This window comes from Streptomyces sp. NPDC046887, from assembly GCF_040644755.1.
In the GTDB taxonomy this organism is placed as follows: Bacteria; Actinomycetota; Actinomycetes; order Streptomycetales; family Streptomycetaceae; genus Streptomyces; species Streptomyces lichenis.
Window position 1 is genome coordinate 73,786 of the sequence record NZ_JBEYXH010000030.1, and the last position, 18,837, is coordinate 92,622.

Below are 18,837 nucleotides of genomic sequence, written 5' to 3' on the forward strand. Positions count from 1 at the left end.
ACCTGAGCGGCCACGCGCCCACGTCCCCCGCGCCCCGCCGGCATCCCCCGCCCCGTACCGCTTCCGGCCGGGGCGCGCCCCTACCCCCGCGCCCCGTCCTCCGCGTCCCCGTACCCGTCGTCCCCATACCCGTCGTCCCCGTCCCCGTCCCCGGCCTCCGCGTCCGCGGATTCGACCTCCTCGCGAGTGATGCCGAGCAGATACAGCACCGTGTCCAGGAACGGCACATTGACCGCGGCGTGGGCGGCGCGGCGGACCACGGGCTTGGCGTTGAAGGCCACGCCGAGGCCGGCCGCGTTGAGCATGTCCAGGTCGTTGGCACCGTCGCCGATCGCCACCGTCTGGGCCAGCGGCACCCCCGCCTCGGCGGCGAACCGCCGCAGCAGCCGGGCCTTGCCCGCCCGGTCCACCACCTCGCCGACCACCCGCCCGGTCAGCTTCCCGTCCACGATCTCCAGCGTGTTGGCGGAGGCGAAGTCCAACCCCAGACGCCCCCTCAGGTCATCGGTGACCTGGGTGAACCCGCCCGAGACCACCCCCACCTGGTAGCCCAGCCGCTTCAGGGTGCGGATCAGGGTGCGGGCGCCCGGCGTCAGCCGCACCTCCGCCCGTACCTTCTCCACCACCGAGGCGTCCAGCCCGGCCAGCAGCGCCACCCGCGCGTGCAGCGACTGCTCGAAGTCCAACTCCCCGCGCATCGCCCGCTCGGTCACCTCGGCGACCTCCGCCTCGCAGCCGGCGTGCGCCGCGAAGAGCTCGATCACCTCGTCCTGGATGAGCGTCGAGTCCACGTCCATGACGACCAGCCGCTGCGCCCTGCGCTGCAACCCGGACGCCACCACCGCGATGTCCACCCCGATCTCGTGCGACTGGGTGGCGAGCGTGGTGCGGAGCAGCCCGGTGTCCGCGCCCGACACCGCGAACTCCACCGCCGTCACCGGGTACTTGGCGAGCCGGAAGATACGGTCGATATTGCCGCCGGTCGCGGTGATCGCGGACGCTATGGCCGCCGTCTTCTCGGAGGTCAGCGGGTTGCCCAGGACGGTCACATGGGAGCGGCCCATCCCGCGCGGCCGGTTGTCGCCCCGGCCGGAGATGATCTCCGCCTGGAGTCCGAGCGACTCGGCCCAGCTGTGCACGGTGGCCCGCAGCCCGCCCTCGCCGCCCGCGGCCGGCGCGGTGACCAGCGCGCACAGCACGATCCGGCCACGGGTGACCACCTGCTCGATGTCGACCACGTCGAGGGAGTAGGCGGCCAGGGTGTCGAAGAGCCCGGCGGTGATCCCGGGCCGGTCCTTCCCGAAGATCTTGACGAGAAGGGTGGGGACGTCGGCGGGGACCTCGGAGGTCTGCGAAGCGCTCATGGTCCTCCCACCGTATCCGGCCCCCGCGCCCGGGCGATTCCGCATCCCGCGTACCGGACAGCGCAGGACAGCCGGGTGGCCGATGCGCCGGCCCGCCCGGGTGGCCAGTCCCGAACCCGGACCGGAGCCGGTGCAAGAACCCTCATCGGAGCCTGCCCCTGAGCCCGCGCCGGAACCCGGACAAGCACCCGCAGAAGAGGCCGCACCAGGCGTGCACTCCGCGCCGCCGCCCCACGGCCGCGAACCGGCCCCCGCATCGCCCGACTTTCGAATAGGGGACCGGGCCTGAAATAGTTCCCCCGGATGTTCACCATCCCCAGCCTCCCTCAGGGGGGAGACATTCGGGGGACGACTAGTGGGGCATGGAGTGCCGGAACTCGTACTGGAACTGAACGGAAGGACCTGGGCCCTCGATCCGTCCAGGTCGTACACCCTGGGACGCGACCCGCAGGGCGACGTGGTGATCGACGACGCCAGGGTCTCGTGGCGGCACGCCACCCTCACCTGGAGCGGCCGGGGTTGGGTCATCTCCGACCACGGCTCGACCAACGGCACCTACGCGCAGGGCCAGCGGGTGGCGCAGGCGGAGCTGGGTCCGGGCTCGCCCGTGCACCTGGGCAACGCCACCGACGGCCCCCGGCTCACCGTGAGCCCGGCCGGTGCCGGCACCGGGGCGTACGCGGGCGCCGCGACCCCGCAGGCGCAGCAGCCGCAGTCGCAGTCGCACGCGCCGGAGGCCCCGGCGCAGCAGCCGCACTGGCAGCAGCAGGCCGCCGCCCCGCACGCCCAGGCGCCGCACGCCCAGGCCGCGCCCGCGCAGGCCGGGGCCGGGGTCCCGCCGCAGGCGCCGGCGTCCTCCGACTGGCAGCGGCCCCCGGCGCAGGGGCAGGTCCCGCCCCAGGTGAGCAAGGCCCCCGCCCAGCCGGGCCCCGGCCAGGGCGCCGGCGGGCCGGCCTACGGCGACCGCAGCCCCACCACCTTCCACCAGGTGGCGCTCGGCCGGGTGATGCGGATCGGCCGTGCGCTGGAGAACGACCTGGTCGTCTCCGACCTCCAGGTCTCCCGCCACCACGCCGAGTTCCACGCCACCCCCGACGGCCGCTTCGAGATCCGCGACCTGGGCTCCCACAACGGCACCTACGTCAACGGCCAGCCGCTCGCCAAGTCCGGCACCGCGCTGATCGGCGCGGGCGACATCGTCGGCGTCGGCCACTCGACGTTCCGGCTGGTCGGGGACCGGCTGGAGGAGTTCGTCGACACCGGCGAGGTCTCCTTCTCGGCCCGCCACCTCACCGTCACCGTCGACGGCGGCAAGCAGATCCTGCGGGACGTCTCCTTCGGCGTACCGGAGAAGTCGCTGGTCGCGGTCATCGGCCCGTCCGGCTCCGGCAAGTCCACGCTGCTGAAGGCGCTCACCGGCTACCGCCCGGCCAACGAGGGCGATGTCCTCTACGACAACCGCAACCTCTACAAGCAGTTCGCCGAGCTGCGCCAGCGCATCGGGCTGGTGCCGCAGGACGACATCCTGCACAAGGAGCTGACCGTCCGGACGGCGCTGAAGTACGCGGCCAAGCTGCGCTTCCCCGCCGACACCACCGCGCAGGAGCGCGAGGCCCGGATCGACGAGGTGCTGCGCGAGCTCAAGCTCGACATCCACAAGAACAAGAAGATCACCGCGCTCTCCGGCGGCCAGCGCAAGCGTGTCTCGGTCGCCCTGGAGCTGCTGACCAAGCCGTCGCTGATCTTCCTGGACGAGCCCACCTCCGGGCTGGACCCGGGCATGGACCGCGATGTGATGCAGCTGCTGCGCGGGCTCGCCGACGACGGCCGCACGGTCCTGGTGGTCACCCACTCCGTCGCCGAGCTGGCGCTCTGCGACAAGCTGCTGGTCATGGCGCCCGGCGGTTCGGTGGCCTACTTCGGCCCGCCGGAGGAGGCGCTGAACTTCTTCGGCTACGAGTCCTGGGCGGACGTCTTCTCGGCGTTCGAGAACTACCGCGACTACGACTGGGCGGGCCGCTGGAAGGGTTCGCAGCACTACCAGCTGTACGCGGCGGACATCGACAGCCAGGCCCCGCAGTCCGTGCAGATGCCGTCCGCGCAGGCGATGCGGCCGCCCAAGCCGCAGGGCTGGGGCGCCCAGCTGCTGACGCTGATCCGGCGCTATCTGTCGGTGATCGCCTCCGACAAGGGCTTCATGGCCCTGATGGTGATCCTGCCGGCGGTGCTGGGCACGGTCTCCGTGCTGGTCAGCTCCGACTTCGGGCTGCGGCCCGGCCCGCGCGGCCCTAACGGCAGTGCGGCGGTCATCCTGCTGATCCTGGCGGTGGGCGCCTGCTTCGCCGGCGCGGCCAACTCCGTACGAGAACTGATCAAGGAACGGGTCATCTACGAACGGGAACGGGCCACCGGCCTGTCCCGCTCCGCCTATCTGATGTCCAAGGTGATCGTCCTCGGAATGATCACCGTGCTCCAGGGCGCGATCATCGGCGGTATCGGCTTCGGTCTGCGCGACCTCCCCGACGAGGGGCTGATCTTCGGCTCCTCGCTGGTCCTGCTGGAGCTGACCCTGCCGATCATGGCGCTGGGCTTCACCGCGATGATGTTCGGCCTGATCATCTCCTCGCTGGTGAAGACCGCCGAGAAGACCATGCCGCTGCTGGTGATGTTCGCGATCATCCAGGTCGTCTTCACCGGCTGCCTGTTCACCCTGCACGGCCAGGTGGGCGTCAACGAGCTGTCCTACCTGATGCCGTCCCGCTGGGCGGTCGCCGCGGCCGGCGCCACCGCCCAGCTGAACGTCCTCTTCCCCAACCAGGACGACCCCACCGACACCGACCCGCTGTGGGACCACGAGCTCGGGGTGTGGGTCTTCGACATGGGCATCCTGCTCGCCCTCGGCGTGCTGTGCGGGATCGTCGTGGCGCGGCTGCTGCGCCGCCACGAGCCGGAGGTCATGCGCAAGTGACCCGCTGAGTCTCCCCTCGGGAGGCGGGCACGGGAAGGGCGGCACCCGCGAGGGGTGCCGCCCTTCCCGCGTTCCGGCGGTCCCACACCGGAAGTGTGCTCCGGCGCGCACGGCCGCCGGGAGCCTGTTCCGGCGGGGTCGCGCGCCGGAAATCTCAACGGGGGTACGCGGCCCGGTCAGGGCCGCGCGCCCACGCGTACCGATCCGGTCGGATCAGTAGGCGCTGTCGACGTTGTCCATGGAGCCGTAGCGGTCGGCCGCGTAGTTGCAGGAGGCGACGATGTTCGCCACCGGGTCCCACTGGCTCTTCTTGGTGCCGTCGACGTGGTAGGTGTCGAAGGTCGGCTTGATGATCTGCAGCAGGCCGATGGACGGCACGCCGTTCTGGGCGTTGATGTCCCAGTTGTTGATCGCCTTCGGGTTACCGCTGGACTCACGGATGATGTTGCGGTGGATGCCCTCGTAGGTGCCGGGGATGCCCTCCTTCTTCATGATGGAGAGCGCCTCCTTGATCCAGCCGTCCAGGTTGTTGGCGAAGACCGGCTTGCGGGCGGCGGCGCGGCTGGCGGCGGCCTTGACGGCGGCGCGCTCCTTCGCGGCGGCCTCGGCCTTGGCCTTGGCGGCCGAGGCGGCCTTCACCTGGGCGGCGGTCTGCGCCTTCGCCTTGGCCGCGGCGGCGTCCGCCTTGGCCTTCAGCTCGATGGTGGTCTGCTGCTGGGACAGGCCCAGGTGGAGCGGGGTGCCCTCGGTCTTGCCCAGCGACGCGACGGTCGCGGCGGCGGGGGCGGCGGCAACGTTCTGCGGCTCGGTCTGCGCAGAGGCGGCGGTGCCGGGGATGACGGTGAAGCCGATCGCGGCGGCGCTGAGCGTGGCGACGCCGGCGAGGGAAAGCTTGTGGTTCTTCTTGAGACGGCTGAAGCCGTTGCGCGTGCTGGCGGACATGCAGTCGTACCTCTTCGAGTTCGCGGAGTGTCGCCTTCGGCCGGGAGCGGCGCTGCGCCTGCTCGGCGGGCAACGGCTGCAATTGTTAGCGGCCGCAAAATCGGGTGGCAAAGGTGTGACGTACGAAGCCGCCTAGTGGATCAGTGGGGACCGAGATGTCCGATCAGCCCCACTACCTACTCGTTCGACCAGCACTCATTTCGGACTTATCTTTCCACTACTCCCGTTCGTAAGTGATGTAGGCCCTATGCGCGGGCTCACATCGGGCCCCTCGCGATTTCACCGATTGTTGCACTGGCAATGCGCTCAGTAAGGCATTTCCTCCTCCAGGATGAGGTGCACGTCGCCGAACTCGTGCCAGAGGTAGCGACGGCCCAGCGCCTCGGCGTACGCGACCCTCAGCGCCGCCCGCCCGGCGACCGCCTCCAGCATCAGCAGATGCGAGGCCTCGGGCTCGTGCAGCCCGGTCAGCAGCCCGTCCACCGCCCGCACCCCGCGCCGGGGCGTCACCACCAGATCCGTCCAACCCCGCGCGGCCCGTACGGTGCCGTCCGGCCCGGTCGCCGACTCCAGTGCCCGTACCGCCGTCGTCCCCACCGCCACGATCCGCCCGCCACCCGCCCGGGCCGCGTTCACCAGCCGGGCGGTGGCCGCCGGCACCTCGTACCGCTCCGGATACGGCGGCTCATGGGCCTCCGCCGACGCCACCCCCGTGTGCAGCGTCAGCGCCGCGAACCACACCCCCCGGCCCACCAGCTCCGCCACCAGCGGCGCCGTGAAGGGCCGCGCCGCGCTCGGCATCTCCGCCGACCCGGCCCCGTCCGGCTCCGGCCGGGCGAAGACCGTCTGGTACGCGGCCAGGGGCTGGTCCCGCTCGGTGTACCCGTAGCGGATCGGCCGCCCGTACCGCTCCAGCAGCCCCGCCACCCCCGGCCGCTCCCGGCCCGAGCCCCCTTCGCAGATCACCGACACCCACCGCAGCCGCCCCGACCCCGGAACCAGCGGCTCCGCCACCACCAGCCGCGCCCCACCGGGCAGCCGCACCACCGCGCCCTCCCGGACCGCCGGGCCCGGCCGGGTGCTGCCCCGGCCGTCCGGCTCCCGCAGCTCCACCGCCCAGCGGCCGTCGTCCCCCCGGGTCGAGAAGTGGACCACCACCGCCTCCCCGGCCCCGTCCGCCCCCAGCCGCCCGGTCACCGCGGCCGGCAGCGTCGCCGAGGTGTTCACCACCAGGACGTCCCCGGGGCGCAGCAGCCCCGGCAGCTCACGGAAGGCGTGGTGCGACACCGCCCGCCCCCGCGACACCATCAGCCGTACGTCATCCCGCCCGGCGCCCCGTACCTCCGCGGGCACCCGGGCCGACAGCTCCGCCGGCGGCGCCGCCGACACCGGCCCCTCGCCTTCCCCCGCGGCGGGACCGGCCCCGTCCGCAAGCCCCCGCTCCCCGGCCACCCCGCACCCGGCCCGCACACCTCCACCGGTCCTCACGCCTCCTCCCCCTCCTTCTCCTTCTCGCTCTCCGTCTCCCTCTCCCTCTCGCTCTCCAGCAGCGTCGCCGCGGTGTACCGCCCGCTCGGCGGACGCTCGGCCACCAGCCGCAGGAAGGCCGGGGCCACCGTCTCCGGGCTCGGCCGCCCGGAGACGTCCTCCGGCACCGCGGCCGCGTACAGGTCCGTCGCCATGTCGCCCGGATCCACCGCCCACACCCGCAGCCCCGGCTCCTCCACCGCCAGCACCGCCGCCAGATGGTCGAGCGCCGCCTTGGACGCCCCGTAACCGCCCCAGGTCTCGTACGGCTCCGCCGCCGCGTCCGAACTGACCGCGACCACCGCCCCCACCGCACTCGCCCGCAGCAGCGGCAGCGCCTCCTGCACCAGGCCCAGGGCCGCCACCGTGTTCACCTCCAGCGCCGTCCGCAGCCCCGCCACCGGCAGCTCGGCCAGCCGCACCAGCGGCTCCGCCCCCAGCGCGCTCGCGTTGTGCACCAGCAGATCCACCCCGCCCAGTCCCCGGGCGGCCGCCACCAGCTCCGCCCGGTGCGCGGCGTCCGTCACATCCCCCGGCACCGCCACCATCCGCGTCCCGTGCGCCCGCACCCGCCGCGCGCTCTCCTCCAGTACGGGGGCGGTCCTGGCGTCCAGCACCAGATCCCACCCCGCCCGGGCCAGCCCCTCGGCCAGCGCCCGTCCCAGGCCCTTCGACGCCCCCGTCACGATCGCCACTGCCATCGCCCTCGTCCCCTTTCCTCTCTTCTCCCGCCCCGGCAGAACCCAAGGCGGTCTCCATCCGTCCTCCTCCCTCCCGAACCCTCCCGGGAGGGCCGGCCCCACTCCTCCGGGGCCCGACCCCCTCAGCGTCCGCGCCCGCCACCCCCGCCCGCCTCGTCCGCCGGGACCGGGCCGGGAGGGGACTTCGGCCTAGGCCGAGCGACCCACCCCCCGGCCGTCCACAGCCCGATACGGACGGTCACCGACCCCGGGTAACGTGAACTCATGACCGATCGACCACCCCGTACCGGCCTCGCCGCCGTCAGTACCGCGCTGCTGGCCATGAGCCGCCACCTGGAGGTGCGGGACGTCCTCAAGACGATCACCGCCTCCGCCCGGGAGCTGCTCGACGCCGAGTACGCGGCACTGGGCGTCCCCGACGACCACGGGGGCTTCGCCCAGTTCGTGGTGGACGGCGTCAGCGAGCAGCAGTGGAAGGCGATCGGACCGCTGCCGCGCCAGCACGGCGTCCTCGCGGCGATGCTCCAGGACGCCCGGCCCGAGCGGCTGGCCGACGTCCGCAAGGACCCGCGCTTCGAGGGCTGGCCCTCGGCCCACCCCGAGCTGACCGACTTCCTCGGCATGCCGATCCGGGACGGCGAGGAGACCATCGGCGCCCTCTTCCTCGCCAACAAGCACTGCCCGGCCCCCGAGGAGGGCCGCTGCGGCTTCACCGCCGAGGACGAGGAACTGCTCGGCATCCTCGCCCAGCACGCCGCCATCGCCCTGACCAACGCCCGCCTGCACGAGCGCAGCCGCGAGCTCACCATCGCCGAGGAGCGCTCCCGCCTCGCCCACGAGCTGCACGACGCCGTCAGCCAGAAGCTCTTCTCCCTCCGGCTCACCGCGCAGGCCGCCGCCGCGCTGGTCGACCGCGACCCGGCCCGCGCCAAGGGGGAGCTCCAGCAGGTCGCCGCACTCGCCGCCGAGGCCGCCGACGAGCTGCGCGCCGCCGTGGTCGAGCTGCGCCCCGCCGCGCTCGACGAGGACGGCCTGGTCCACACCCTGCGCACCCAGATACAGGTTCTCGACCGCGCCCACACCGCCCGGGTGACCTTCGACAGCTGCGGGGTGCGCGCCCTGCCCGCCACCCAGGAGGAGGCCCTGCTGCGGGTCGCCCAGGAAGCCCTGCACAACGCGCTGCGCCACTCCGGCGCCGGCAAGGTCGCCGTCTCCCTGGCCCGCCGCGGCCAGGGCGCGGTGCTCAGTGTCACCGACGACGGCAAGGGCTTCGAGCCCCGGACGGTCCGCCGGGCCGGCCGCCACCTCGGCCTGGTCTCCATGCGCGACCGGGCCGGCGGCGTCGGCGGCACGCTCACCGTGCGCTCCACGCCCGGCAAGGGCACCACGATCGAGATGGAGGTCCCCGGTGGCTGACAAGACCATCCGCGTCCTGCTGGTCGACGACCACCAGGTGGTCCGCCGCGGACTGCGCACCTTCCTGGAGGTCCAGGACGACATCGAGGTCGTCGGCGAGGCCGCTGACGGCGCCGAGGGCGTCGCCCTCACCGAGGAGCTGCGGCCCGACGTGGTCCTGATGGACGTCAAGATGCCCGGGATGGACGGCGTCGAGGCCCTGCGCACCCTCCGCGAGCGGGACAACCCCGCCCGCGTGCTGATCGTCACCAGCTTCACCGAGCAGCGCACCGTCGTCCCCGCCCTACGCGCCGGCGCCTCCGGGTACGTCTACAAGGACGTGGACCCCGAGGCACTCGCCGGCGCCATCCGCTCCGTGCACGCCGGGCACGTCCTCCTCCAGTCCGAGGTCGCCGGCGCCCTGCTCTCCCACGACGAGGTGGGCGGCGCGGGCACCGGCCGCGGCGGCACCCTCACCGAACGCGAACGGGAGGTTCTCGGCCTGATCGCCGACGGCCGCTCCAACCGCGAGATCGCCCGGGCCCTGGTCCTCTCCGAGAAGACGGTCAAGACCCACGTCTCGAACATCCTGATGAAGCTCGACCTCGCCGACCGCACCCAGGCCGCGCTGTGGGCCGTACGCCACGGCTTGTCCGGTTAAGCCCGACCCGACATTCATACCGTCGGGTGTATGTCACCCACTCGGCGCAACCCAAGGAGCCCTCCGCCGTTGTTCAGTGCCCCGGTGCGGTGATCACCGCACCCCGACCAACGGAGGAACCCCCGTGCAGAACCTCAAGAAGGCCGCCGCCCTCACCCTGCTCGCCGGCGGCCTGGTCGCCGCCACCGCCGGCGCCGCGTCCGCCACCGACGGCGCCCACGCCCACGGCACCGCCATCGGCTCCCCGGGCGTCGCCTCCGGCAACCTCGTCCAGGCCCCGGTCCACGTCCCGGTGAACATCAGCGGCAACAGCGTCAACGTCATCGGCCTCCTGAACCCGGCCTTCGGCAACGTGGCCCTCAACCACTAAGGCGTGGGCGGCTTGCGCCGCCGGTGTTCGGGCCTGACCGCTGCCCGGTGGCCTCGCTGACGCGGTTGGGTCTGTTCCGGTTTCGGTCCGGTGGCCTCTCGCAGGCCCGGCGGTCGGGTCCGCTCTCCGGTGGGTGGGGGCGTGGGCACTCCGGGCTCACGTGCTCGCGGCTCGCGCTCACCGTTCGACGCTCAAGGGCACCGCCTCATTACGCTCGGCCGTCCCCCAAGGACTTCGTCCAGGGGGTGCCCCCAGCGCGCGCGACCCTGCGTACCCCCACCCGACCGGCGGCCGACTGACCCGTTTCGCCGTGGCTGATGACCCCTCCCCGGGCCAAGGGCCCGGATCGGTTGGACGGCACCGCCCGGCGGTTGATACGGCCACGCCGGGCCCCTGCCCCGTACCGCCCGGGGCCCTGCCGGGCCGAGGGGCCCGTACCGCTCGCACGGACCCACCCGACCGGTGGGGCCGCTGTCCCCACCGCGGTGGCCAGTCTCCCGGGCCGAGGGCCCGCACTGGTCGGACGCCATCGCCCGGCGGTTGATACGGAACCCATCGAGCCCGTACAACCGGATGGGGCCCCTTTCGAGCCTGGGGCTCGTATCGCTGCCCAGGCTGTGTCCCGGCCTATGGCCGGGCAGTCGTGCCACCGGGGGTGCACTCGCCCTCCGGACAGTGGGTGGGGTACGCAGGGTCGCGCGCGCAGCCGACGAGCGTAAGTCGAACGGTGCGTGTGACGTCTGACGGTGAGCGCGAGCGGCGAGCACGTGAGCCCGGAGTGCCCCGCCCCCCACCCACCGGGCAGAGTGCACACCCACCGGGCCCGCAAACCGCCACCGGACGGATCCGGAGCAGACCCAACCGCGTCAGCGAGGCCACCGGGCAGACCGGTCAACGGCGGCGCCAGCCGCCCCCGTCAGCCGCGCTCGCGTTCCCGCTCCTCCACCCACGCGTTGAAGGCCGCCACCCGCGCCCGCCGGGCCACCCGCTCCACCGGGCGCAGCGCCTCCGCACGCGCCGCCATCTCCGACGCGCTCACCGCCCCGCCCGCACCCCGCAAGGGCTCGTACGCCAGCGAGACCATCAGCCCCACCCGCTGGGCCAGCTCCAGCACCCGTACCGCCCGCGGCGGATACCCCGGGGCCAGCAGCTCCCTGCCCGCCGCCGCCCGCGCGCGGTACGCGTCGATCGCCGCCTCCGCGACCGGACCGGAGGCCGCCACGTCCAGCTTCGTCAGCACCACCGTCGCCTCCCGCAGCGCCTCCGCCAGTTCGCGTTCCGCCTCGCCGAGCGAGGGCACGTCCGCCGGCGGGGCCTCCCGTACGGGCAGGCAGTGCCAGACCACCTCCACATGGACGTCCTCGGCGTGCGCCGCCCCGCCGGGACCCGCCTCGTACACCTCGGGCACCAGACCGAACGGTGCGCCGGTGCCCACCACCGCCTCCTCGGCCTCCAGGGCCCGCGCATTGAACTCCGGCGGGCCGCTGAGCCCCAGCGGATGCCCGGGCGCGGGCAGCGCCACCCGCCACCCGGAGACCCCGAGGGCCCGCAGCCGGCCCAGCGCCAGCGTCAGCCCGACCGGGGAGGACTCACCCGGCAGCCCCTCCACCCGGTGCACCGCGTCGTCCCCGACGACCGCGAGCACCGCGTCGTCCGGCGACACCAGACCTGCCAGCAGGGCGTTCCCCCATGCGGCCAACCGTCCTGAGCGTGGTTCCGAGAGCATTCCCCCAGCCTAGGACCACCCGCCGCCGGTTCGGACGGCCGGAACCGGTGGCCGGATCCGGCCCTCGCGCCCGGCGCCCTCCACCGGTGGCGTAGGTTTTCCCTGGACGCCACGTACCCGGACGTGCACCGCGTCCACGGACGCGCACCGCGTGGACGAGAGACCCGACAGGACAGGGGAGACAACGCACTCATGAGCGATGTGCTGGAGCTGGTGGACGTATCCGTGGTCCGCGACGGACGCGCTCTGGTGGACGACGTCTCCTGGTCGGTCAAGGAGGGCGAGCGCTGGGTGATCCTCGGCCCCAACGGAGCGGGCAAGACCACCCTCCTCAACATCGCCTCCAGCTACCTCTTCCCCAGCCGCGGCGACGCCACCATCCTCGGTGAGCGGCTCGGCCGGGTCGACGTCTTCGACCTCCGCCCCCGCATCGGCATGGCCGGGATCGCGATGGCCGAGAAGCTCCCCAAGCGCCAGACCGTCCTGGAGACCGTGCTGACCGCCGCGTACGGCATGACGGCCACGTGGAACGAGGACTACGACGCCGTGGACGAGGACCGCGCCCGCGCGTTCCTCGACCGGCTCGGGATGACGGAGTACCTGGAGCGGCGCTTCGGTACCCTCTCCGAGGGCGAGCGCAAGCGCACCCTCATCGCCCGGGCCATGATGACCGACCCCGAGCTGCTGCTCCTGGACGAGCCGGCCGCCGGCCTGGACCTCGGCGGCCGCGAGGACCTGGTGCGCCGCCTCGGGCGGCTCGCCCGCGATCCGTACGCCCCCTCCATGATCATGGTCACCCACCATGTCGAGGAGATCCCCCCGGGCTTCACCCATGTGCTGATGATCCGCCAGGGCAAGGTGCTCGCGGCCGGTCCCATGGAGATGGAGCTGAGCTCGCGCAACCTCTCCCTCTGCTTCGGGCTGCCGCTGGTGGTCGAGCACGTCGGCGACCGGTACACCGCCCAGGGCCTCCCGCTCTCCTGACCGCGAACCCGCCCGCGTACGGGGCCGGTTGACCGAGCGTCGTACGGTGGCGGGAGTCCGCCGCGCCCTGTCGGCGCGCACTCCCGCGACCTACCATGACCAGGTGGACATCGACGCATGGGTCTGGTGGCTGATCGGCGCGGTGGGGCTCGGCATCCCCCTCGTCATGACCGCGATGCCGGAGTTCGGGATGTTTTCCGTCGGCGCGATAGCCGGAGCCGTCACCGCGGCCCTCGGCTTCGGCGTCGTCGCGCAGGTGCTGGTGTTCGTGCTGGTCTCCGTGGCGCTCATCGCGGTGGTCCGCCCCATCGCCGCCCGCCACCGCGACGGCCGCCCCCAGCACGCCAGCGGAGTGGACGCCCTGAAGGGCCGCCAGGCCGTCGTACTGGAACGGGTCGACGGCGCAGGCGGTCGCATCAAGCTCGCCGGCGAGGTCTGGTCGGCCCGCGCCCTCGACGCCGACGCGGTCTTCGAACCGGGCCACAAGGTCGATGTGGCCGAGATCGACGGGGCGACCGCCGTCGTCATGTGACGATGCCGGTGGATGACGGCCCGCCACACCGGCCTCGGCGCAAGGCCCTTGAGCCGAACCGGCACACGCACGCCCGCGCATCTGCGAAACTCGATCTCGATCAAGAAGAGTTCGGAGCGGAGCTCGGAGAAGAGCTCAGAGCCAACCGGCAGCAACCGGCAATCGGCAGCAAAGGGGCACGGGGAGCACGATGCCATCAGTCATCATCGTCCTGGTCATCCTGGTGGTGCTTGTCTTCATCGCCCTGATCAAGACCATCCAGGTCATTCCACAGGCCAGCGCCGCCATCGTGGAGCGCTTCGGCCGCTACACCCGCACCCTCAACGCGGGCCTGAACATCGTCGTCCCGTTCATCGACTCCATCCGCAACCGGATCGACCTGCGCGAACAGGTCGTCCCCTTCCCGCCGCAGCCGGTCATCACCCAGGACAACCTGGTCGTCAACATCGACACTGTCATCTACTACCAGGTGACCGACGCCCGCGCCGCGACCTACGAGGTCGCCAGCTATATCCAGGCCATCGAGCAGCTCACCGTCACCACCCTGCGCAACATCATCGGCGGCATGGACCTGGAGCGGACCCTCACCTCCCGCGAGGAGATCAACGCCGCTCTGCGCGGTGTCCTGGACGAGGCCACCGGCAAGTGGGGCATCCGCGTCAACCGCGTCGAGCTCAAGGCCATCGAGCCCCCCACCTCCATCCAGGACTCGATGGAGAAGCAGATGCGCGCCGACCGCGACAAGCGCGCCGCCATCCTCACCGCCGAGGGCATCCGCCAGTCCCAGATCCTCACCGCCGAGGGCGAGAAGCAGTCCGCCATCCTCCGCGCCGAGGGCGAGGCCAAGGCCGCCGCCCTGCGCGCCGAGGGCGAGGCCCAGGCCGTCCGCACCGTCTTCGAGGCCATCCACGCCGGCGACGCCGACCAGAAGCTGCTCTCCTACCAGTACCTCCAGATGCTCCCGAAGATCGCCGAGGGCGACGCCAACAAGCTCTGGATCGTGCCCAGCGAGATCGGCGACGCCCTCAAGGGCCTCTCCGGCGCCTTCGGCAACCTCGGCAACGGGGCCGCCGGCTTCAACCCCGGCGGGCCCGGCGGCACCAGCGGCGGCGGCAAGGCCGCCCCGCCCGCCCAGCGCCGCGAGGAGCCCCCGGTCGACTGACCCACCCGCCCTTCGTGCATGATCGGTCCCTGAGGAGGCGGCCGGTACGGCGCCCGCGGCCCACCGCCGCGACGCACCGCGCCGACCGCCTCACGCCGTACCAGGCACCGACCAGCGCACCGATCAGCGCCGGCCCGGCTTCTCGCCGGACCCGGCACCGAACGAAGGGCACACCGTGACGATCTGGGAGATGCTCGCCGTCTTCGCCGCGGGCGTCGGCGCCGGCACCATCAACACCATCGTCGGCTCCGGCACACTGATCACCTTCCCGGTGCTCCTGGCCACCGGACTGCCCCCGGTCACCGCCACCGTCTCCAACGCCCTCGGGCTCATCCCCGGCTCCATCAGCGGAGCCATCGGCTACCGGGCCGAACTCACCGGCCAGCGCCGCCGGATCCTGCGCCTGGGGATCGCCGCCGCCATCGGCGGACTGTGCGGCGCGATCCTGCTCCTGCTGCTGCCGTCCACCGCGTTCGAGACGATCGTCCCCGTCCTCGTCGCCCTCGCCCTCGTCCTGGTGATCCTGCAACCCCGGATCTCCCGCGCCGTCCAGCGCCGCCGCGAACGCGAGAACACCGAGACCAGCCCGACCGGCGGGCCGCTGCTCTTCGTCGCGCTCCTGCTCGCCAGCGTCTACGGCGGCTACTTCACCGCCGCCCAGGGGATCATCTACCTCTCCCTGATGGGCATGCTGCTCAACGACACCATTCAGCGGCTCAACGCGGTGAAGAACGTCCTCGCGGCCATCGTCAACTCCATCGCCGCGCTCTTCTTCCTCTTCGTCGCCCACTTCGACTGGACGGCCGTCCTGCTCATCGCCGTCGGCTCCACCATCGGCGGCCAGATCGGCGCCAAGGCCGGCCGCCGCCTTCCGCCGACCGTGCTGCGGATCGTCATCCTCATCGTCGGAACCCTGGCCATCGTCCAGCTCCTCCTGCGCTGAACCCGCCGCACTGGCGCCGACCCTGCTGCTCGGAGCCCTGGGGAACGCCGCCACCTTCGGCAGCCTCACCTACCTCGCCGCCCTCGCCCTCCTTACCGTGTGCACGGCCACCCGGTGGGGTGAGCCGACCCGTTGACGCCCGGCGGCAGGGGGTACCCGCCCCCTGCCCAACCGGCACCCCCGTTCCCGTCCCGAGCTCAGGCCGCGGCCGTCGCCGCCACCCCACCGGCGCCCGCGACCGGCACCACACCGCCCGGCGTCAGCCACTCCGGCAACTGCGACCGCTCACCCGTCCGCAGCCCCAGCAGCATCGCCTCCGCGGGCGACGGCACGAACGGCTGGTGCAGCAGCGGCATCCCCGCCTGCTCCGGAGTCCGGTCCGCCTTGCGGTGGTTGTCCTCAGCGCAGGACGCCACTGTGTTCAGCCAGGTGTCCCCGCCGCCCTGCGCCCGCGGCACCACGTGGTCCACCGTCGTCGCGCGCCGCCCGCAGTACGCGCACCGGTGCTGGTCGCGCACCAGCACCCCCCGTCTCGACCACGGGGCCTGTCTTCGGAACGGCACCCGTACGTACCGGCAGAGCCTGATCACCCGGGGCACCGGAAGCTCCACCGCGGCCGCGCGCATCCGCAGCCTCGGGTGCTCCTGCTCCACCACGGCCTTGTCCGTCAGTACCAGCACCACCGCACGGTTCAGCGTCACCGTCGACAGCGGCTCGAAGCTCGCGTTGAGTACCAGAGTGTCCCGCAACCTGCCCACCTCCCGTGTGCCGGCCCGCCCCCCGGCGGGCTTGGACCAACTCTGGCCGGGCCCCGGGGCGAGGACAACGCAATATCCGCCCCGGTCCCCGGCCTCCCGGCGACGCTGGGAAAAGAAATTTGCCCGCTCCTGATCTCTCCAAGACCAGGAGCGGGCAAACAACGGGAGAACGACGGACCGGGATCAGCCCTTCGCGGGAGCCCCGTACTCGGCCACCAGCTGCGCCCGCGCCAGGGCGTGGAAACGCAGATGGAACCCGACCGCCGCCGGCGTCGACTCAGCGTCCGTACCGAGCTTCTCGGTGTCCACCGCGTACACCGTGAACACATACCGGTGCGCCGGATCGCCCGGCGGCGGCGCGGCCCCGCCGAAATTCGTGAACCCGTAGTCGTTGCGCGCGTGCACCGCGTCCTCCGGCAGGTCCTCGAACTCGTCCCCGCCCGCGCCGGCCGGAAGCTCCGTCACCGACGCCGGGATGTCGAACAGCACCCAGTGCCAGAAGCCGCTGCCCGTCGGCGCGTCCGGGTCGAAGCAGGTCACGGCGAAGCTCTTGGTCTCCGCCGGAAAGCCCTCCCAGCGCAGATGCGGCGAGGTGTTCCCGCCGACCTGCACCTGAGCGTCCGCCAGCACGCCTCCATGCTTCATGTCATCGCTCACCACGGTGAACGACGGCACCGGCGGATGGAAGTCATGAGGAAGCGGAGCCCGCTGTCCCTCGGCCACGTGTGAACCTCCGTATCGATCGACTGCTCACCGGTCCGGCCGGACCGGCCGGACCGGCGTCCGGGCCCCGGGTACCCCGGGGCGGCGGGGATCAGAACCAGTTGCGACGACCGCCGACATCGGCGAGCCACTGGTTCAGATACGCCACCCAGTCCGTGCCCGCGAAGTCGTTCAGCCCCACCTGGAACGCCCGGTAGGAGTCGCTGCCCTCGCTGAACAGCCCCGGCTTCTTGTCCATCTCCAGGATGACGTCCATCTCGCGCCCGTCGGCGACGAACGTCACCTCCACCTCGTTCAGCCCCCGGTACTGCTGCGGTGCCGAGAACTCGATCTCCTGGTAGAACGGCAGCCGCTGCCGCGTACCGCGGATGTGGCCCCGCTCCATGTCCGCGCTCTTGAAGCGGAAGCCCAGCTGGATGAAGGCGTCCAGGATCGCCTGCTGCGCCGGCAGCGGGTGCACGGTGATCGGGTCGAGGTCACCCGAGTCCACCGCCCGCGCGATCTCCAGCTCGGTGCGCACCCCGATGTCCATACCGCGCAGCTGCTGCCCGGCGACGGCGGTGACCGGGGTCTCCCACGGGATGTCCAGCCCGAACGGCACCACATGCACCGCGCCGGCCTGGAGCTCGAAGGCCCCGCCGAGCCGCACCTTGGCGAACTCGATGTCCTGCTTCACCTCCTGGTCGCCGCCCTCGACCTCGACCCGGGCCTGCAGACCGACGGACAGCGCCTCGATCCGCTGGTCCACCGAGCCGCCCTGGATCCGCACCTCGCCCTGGACCACACCACCGGGCACCACGTTCGACTCGGTCAGCACCGTCTCCACCGACGCGCCACCGGCTCCCAGGCTCGCAAGCAGCTTCCTGAACGCCATGTCCACTCCCTCTCGGTCTCCGGACCCCTTCGGTCCGGCAGCCCAGTCTCCACTGACCGGGTCCGTCGTACGTCGGACATCGTCCCCGGTCCTTCTCAGGTCCCTCGCACCCGCGAGGTATCACGAGTCCTTCTTAGGCCCCTTGTATACGGGCATACGCGCCGGCCCCCCGTCCGGTTCCCCGCCGGGGAGCACGGCACCCGCACGAGCACCGAAGCACCCGGGCGGACACCGGATCCGTACGACTACGCTCGGACGCCATGATCGAGAGCTCGGACCGCCCCGACCGTACGCCGCTGCCGCGGGACTTCTTCGACCGCCCCGTCCTGGAGGTCGCCCCCGACCTGCTCGGCCGCACCCTGGTGCGCATGACCGACGACGGCCCCATCGAACTGAGGCTCACCGAGGTGGAGGCGTACGCGGGCGAGGACGACCCCGGCTCGCACGCCTACCGGGGCCGGACCGCCCGCAACGCCGTCATGTTCGGCCCGCCCGGCCACGCCTACGTCTACTTCACGTACGGGATGTGGCACTGCCTGAACCTGGTCTGCGGCCCCGAGGACCGGGCGAGCGGTGTCCTCCTCCGTGCCGGAGAGGTACGCGTCGGCCAGGAGCTCGCGCGTAAGCGACGGGTTTCGGCCCGGTCGGACAAGGAACTGGCCAAAGGCCCGGCCCGTCTGGCCACCGCACTGGACGTGGACCGCACCCTCGACGGCACCGACACCTGCGCCGGCCCGGACTCTCCCCTTACTGTCCTCACCGGTGCTCCCGTACCGGTTGACCAGGTGAGCAGTGGCCCGCGCACCGGGGTCGGCGGGGAGGGCGCGGCCCACCCCTGGCGCTTCTGGATCGACGGCGACTCCACGGTCAGCCCCTACCGGGCGCACGCTCCGCGTCGACGGAGGTCTTGACAGGGCTTGACTTGGCGGGCGCGACCGCCTAATGTCGACCAAGCCGCAAGAGCAGGGCGTGCCGTTCGTGCACCCCTGGGGCGGCAAAACCCACCACAGCGATCTACCACCTCTCTTGAGGGCGGCTTCCGTCATGCGCGGATTCCGGTCACGCCGACTCGATTATGAATCGGCAGGGGAAATGGTCTAACGTAGTGGACACGCCGAAAGGCAAAGGCCCTCCAACGGCCACCGGAAACGAAATTCCAGACCGGAAACGGAACGGAAAAAGGATCTGGTAAGGTTGGAGACAAGAA

17 protein-coding genes are annotated in these 18,837 nt (G+C 72.3%); 9 read left to right on the plus strand and 8 right to left on the minus strand.

Going from position 1 to position 18,837, the window contains the following annotated elements:
• Positions 1 to 80 precede the first annotated feature (80 nt).
• Positions 81 to 1,364: a phosphoserine phosphatase SerB gene (gene serB / locus ABZ945_RS24200; protein ID WP_361273128.1), complete on the minus strand. Its 1,284-nt coding sequence runs from the start codon at positions 1,362 to 1,364 to the stop codon at positions 81 to 83.
• A 367-nt stretch (positions 1,365 to 1,731) separates the two neighbouring features.
• Between serB and ABZ945_RS24205 the strand changes: the two genes are divergently transcribed.
• Complete coding sequence (locus tag ABZ945_RS24205) at positions 1,732 to 4,332, plus strand: FHA domain-containing protein (protein WP_361273130.1); 2,601 nt, start codon at positions 1,732 to 1,734, stop codon at positions 4,330 to 4,332.
• Between the two features lie 213 nt (positions 4,333 to 4,545).
• Here ABZ945_RS24205 and ABZ945_RS24210 read toward each other — a convergent pair whose 3' ends face one another.
• The 3 genes from ABZ945_RS24210 to ABZ945_RS24220 all read right to left on the minus strand — a co-directional run bounded on the left by ABZ945_RS24210 (position 4,546) and on the right by ABZ945_RS24220 (position 7,502).
• A complete protein-coding gene (locus ABZ945_RS24210) occupies positions 4,546 to 5,274 on the minus strand; it encodes a transglycosylase SLT domain-containing protein (protein WP_361273132.1) in 729 nt (242 codons plus the stop codon).
• A gap of 306 nt (positions 5,275 to 5,580) precedes the next feature.
• A complete protein-coding gene (locus ABZ945_RS24215; RefSeq protein WP_361273174.1) occupies positions 5,581 to 6,663 on the minus strand; it encodes an S-adenosylmethionine:tRNA ribosyltransferase-isomerase in 1,083 nt (360 codons plus the stop codon).
• A 95-nt stretch (positions 6,664 to 6,758) separates the two neighbouring features.
• Positions 6,759 to 7,502, minus strand: a complete 744-nt coding sequence (locus ABZ945_RS24220; RefSeq protein WP_361273134.1) for an SDR family oxidoreductase — start codon at positions 7,500 to 7,502, stop codon at positions 6,759 to 6,761.
• A gap of 264 nt (positions 7,503 to 7,766) precedes the next feature.
• Here ABZ945_RS24220 and ABZ945_RS24225 point away from each other — a divergent pair, with 264 nt between their 5' ends.
• The 3 genes from ABZ945_RS24225 (at position 7,767) to ABZ945_RS24235 (ending at position 9,928) form a co-directional block, all read left to right on the plus strand.
• The gene (locus ABZ945_RS24225; RefSeq protein WP_361273137.1) at positions 7,767 to 8,918 is read left to right on the plus strand and encodes a GAF domain-containing sensor histidine kinase; all 1,152 of its coding nucleotides are present in this window, start codon (positions 7,767 to 7,769) and stop codon (positions 8,916 to 8,918) included.
• Positions 8,911 to 9,558: a response regulator transcription factor gene (locus ABZ945_RS24230; protein ID WP_361273140.1), complete on the plus strand. Its 648-nt coding sequence runs from the start codon at positions 8,911 to 8,913 to the stop codon at positions 9,556 to 9,558. Before ABZ945_RS24225 ends, ABZ945_RS24230 begins: the two co-directional genes overlap by 8 nt.
• Positions 9,559 to 9,682: 124 nt before the next feature.
• Positions 9,683 to 9,928 carry a chaplin gene (locus ABZ945_RS24235; protein WP_361273143.1) on the plus strand — a complete coding sequence of 82 codons (246 nt, stop codon included), beginning with the start codon at positions 9,683 to 9,685 and terminating at the stop codon, positions 9,926 to 9,928.
• A 916-nt stretch (positions 9,929 to 10,844) separates the two neighbouring features.
• Here the strand turns inward: ABZ945_RS24235 and ABZ945_RS24240 are convergent.
• Positions 10,845 to 11,654, minus strand: a complete 810-nt coding sequence (locus ABZ945_RS24240) for a hypothetical protein (RefSeq protein ID WP_361273146.1) — start codon at positions 11,652 to 11,654, stop codon at positions 10,845 to 10,847.
• A 192-nt stretch (positions 11,655 to 11,846) separates the two neighbouring features.
• Between ABZ945_RS24240 and ABZ945_RS24245 the strand changes: the two genes are divergently transcribed.
• From ABZ945_RS24245 to ABZ945_RS24260, 4 genes are all read left to right on the plus strand, one after another.
• Positions 11,847 to 12,638 (plus strand): ABC transporter ATP-binding protein, encoded by a 792-nt coding sequence (locus tag ABZ945_RS24245; RefSeq protein WP_361273148.1) that lies wholly within the window; start codon positions 11,847 to 11,849, stop codon positions 12,636 to 12,638.
• Between the two features lie 103 nt (positions 12,639 to 12,741).
• Positions 12,742 to 13,170, plus strand: coding sequence for an NfeD family protein (locus ABZ945_RS24250; protein ID WP_361273151.1), 429 nt, complete (start codon positions 12,742 to 12,744; stop codon positions 13,168 to 13,170).
• A gap of 190 nt (positions 13,171 to 13,360) precedes the next feature.
• Positions 13,361 to 14,332, plus strand: coding sequence for an SPFH domain-containing protein (locus ABZ945_RS24255; RefSeq protein WP_361273153.1), 972 nt, complete (start codon positions 13,361 to 13,363; stop codon positions 14,330 to 14,332).
• Positions 14,333 to 14,507: 175 nt separating this feature from the next.
• Positions 14,508 to 15,275: a sulfite exporter TauE/SafE family protein gene (locus tag ABZ945_RS24260; protein WP_361273156.1), complete on the plus strand. Its 768-nt coding sequence runs from the start codon at positions 14,508 to 14,510 to the stop codon at positions 15,273 to 15,275.
• 197 nt (positions 15,276 to 15,472) lie between these two features.
• Here the strand turns inward: ABZ945_RS24260 and ABZ945_RS24265 are convergent, their stop codons facing one another.
• The 3 genes from ABZ945_RS24265 to ABZ945_RS24275 all read right to left on the minus strand — a co-directional run bounded on the left by ABZ945_RS24265 (position 15,473) and on the right by ABZ945_RS24275 (position 17,630).
• A complete protein-coding gene (locus tag ABZ945_RS24265; RefSeq protein ID WP_361273158.1) occupies positions 15,473 to 16,024 on the minus strand; it encodes an HNH endonuclease in 552 nt (183 codons plus the stop codon).
• 192 nt (positions 16,025 to 16,216) lie between these two features.
• Positions 16,217 to 16,756 (minus strand): YbhB/YbcL family Raf kinase inhibitor-like protein, encoded by a 540-nt coding sequence (locus ABZ945_RS24270; RefSeq protein WP_361273160.1) that lies wholly within the window; start codon positions 16,754 to 16,756, stop codon positions 16,217 to 16,219.
• Between the two features lie 91 nt (positions 16,757 to 16,847).
• Positions 16,848 to 17,630, minus strand: coding sequence for a sporulation protein (locus ABZ945_RS24275; RefSeq protein ID WP_361273163.1), 783 nt, complete (start codon positions 17,628 to 17,630; stop codon positions 16,848 to 16,850).
• A gap of 260 nt (positions 17,631 to 17,890) precedes the next feature.
• On the opposite strand from ABZ945_RS24275, the gene ABZ945_RS24280 reads away from it, so the two are divergent.
• On the plus strand, positions 17,891 to 18,541 hold the full coding sequence (locus tag ABZ945_RS24280) for a DNA-3-methyladenine glycosylase (RefSeq protein ID WP_361273166.1): 651 nt from the start codon (positions 17,891 to 17,893) through the stop codon (positions 18,539 to 18,541).
• Positions 18,542 to 18,837: the final 296 nt, after the last annotated feature.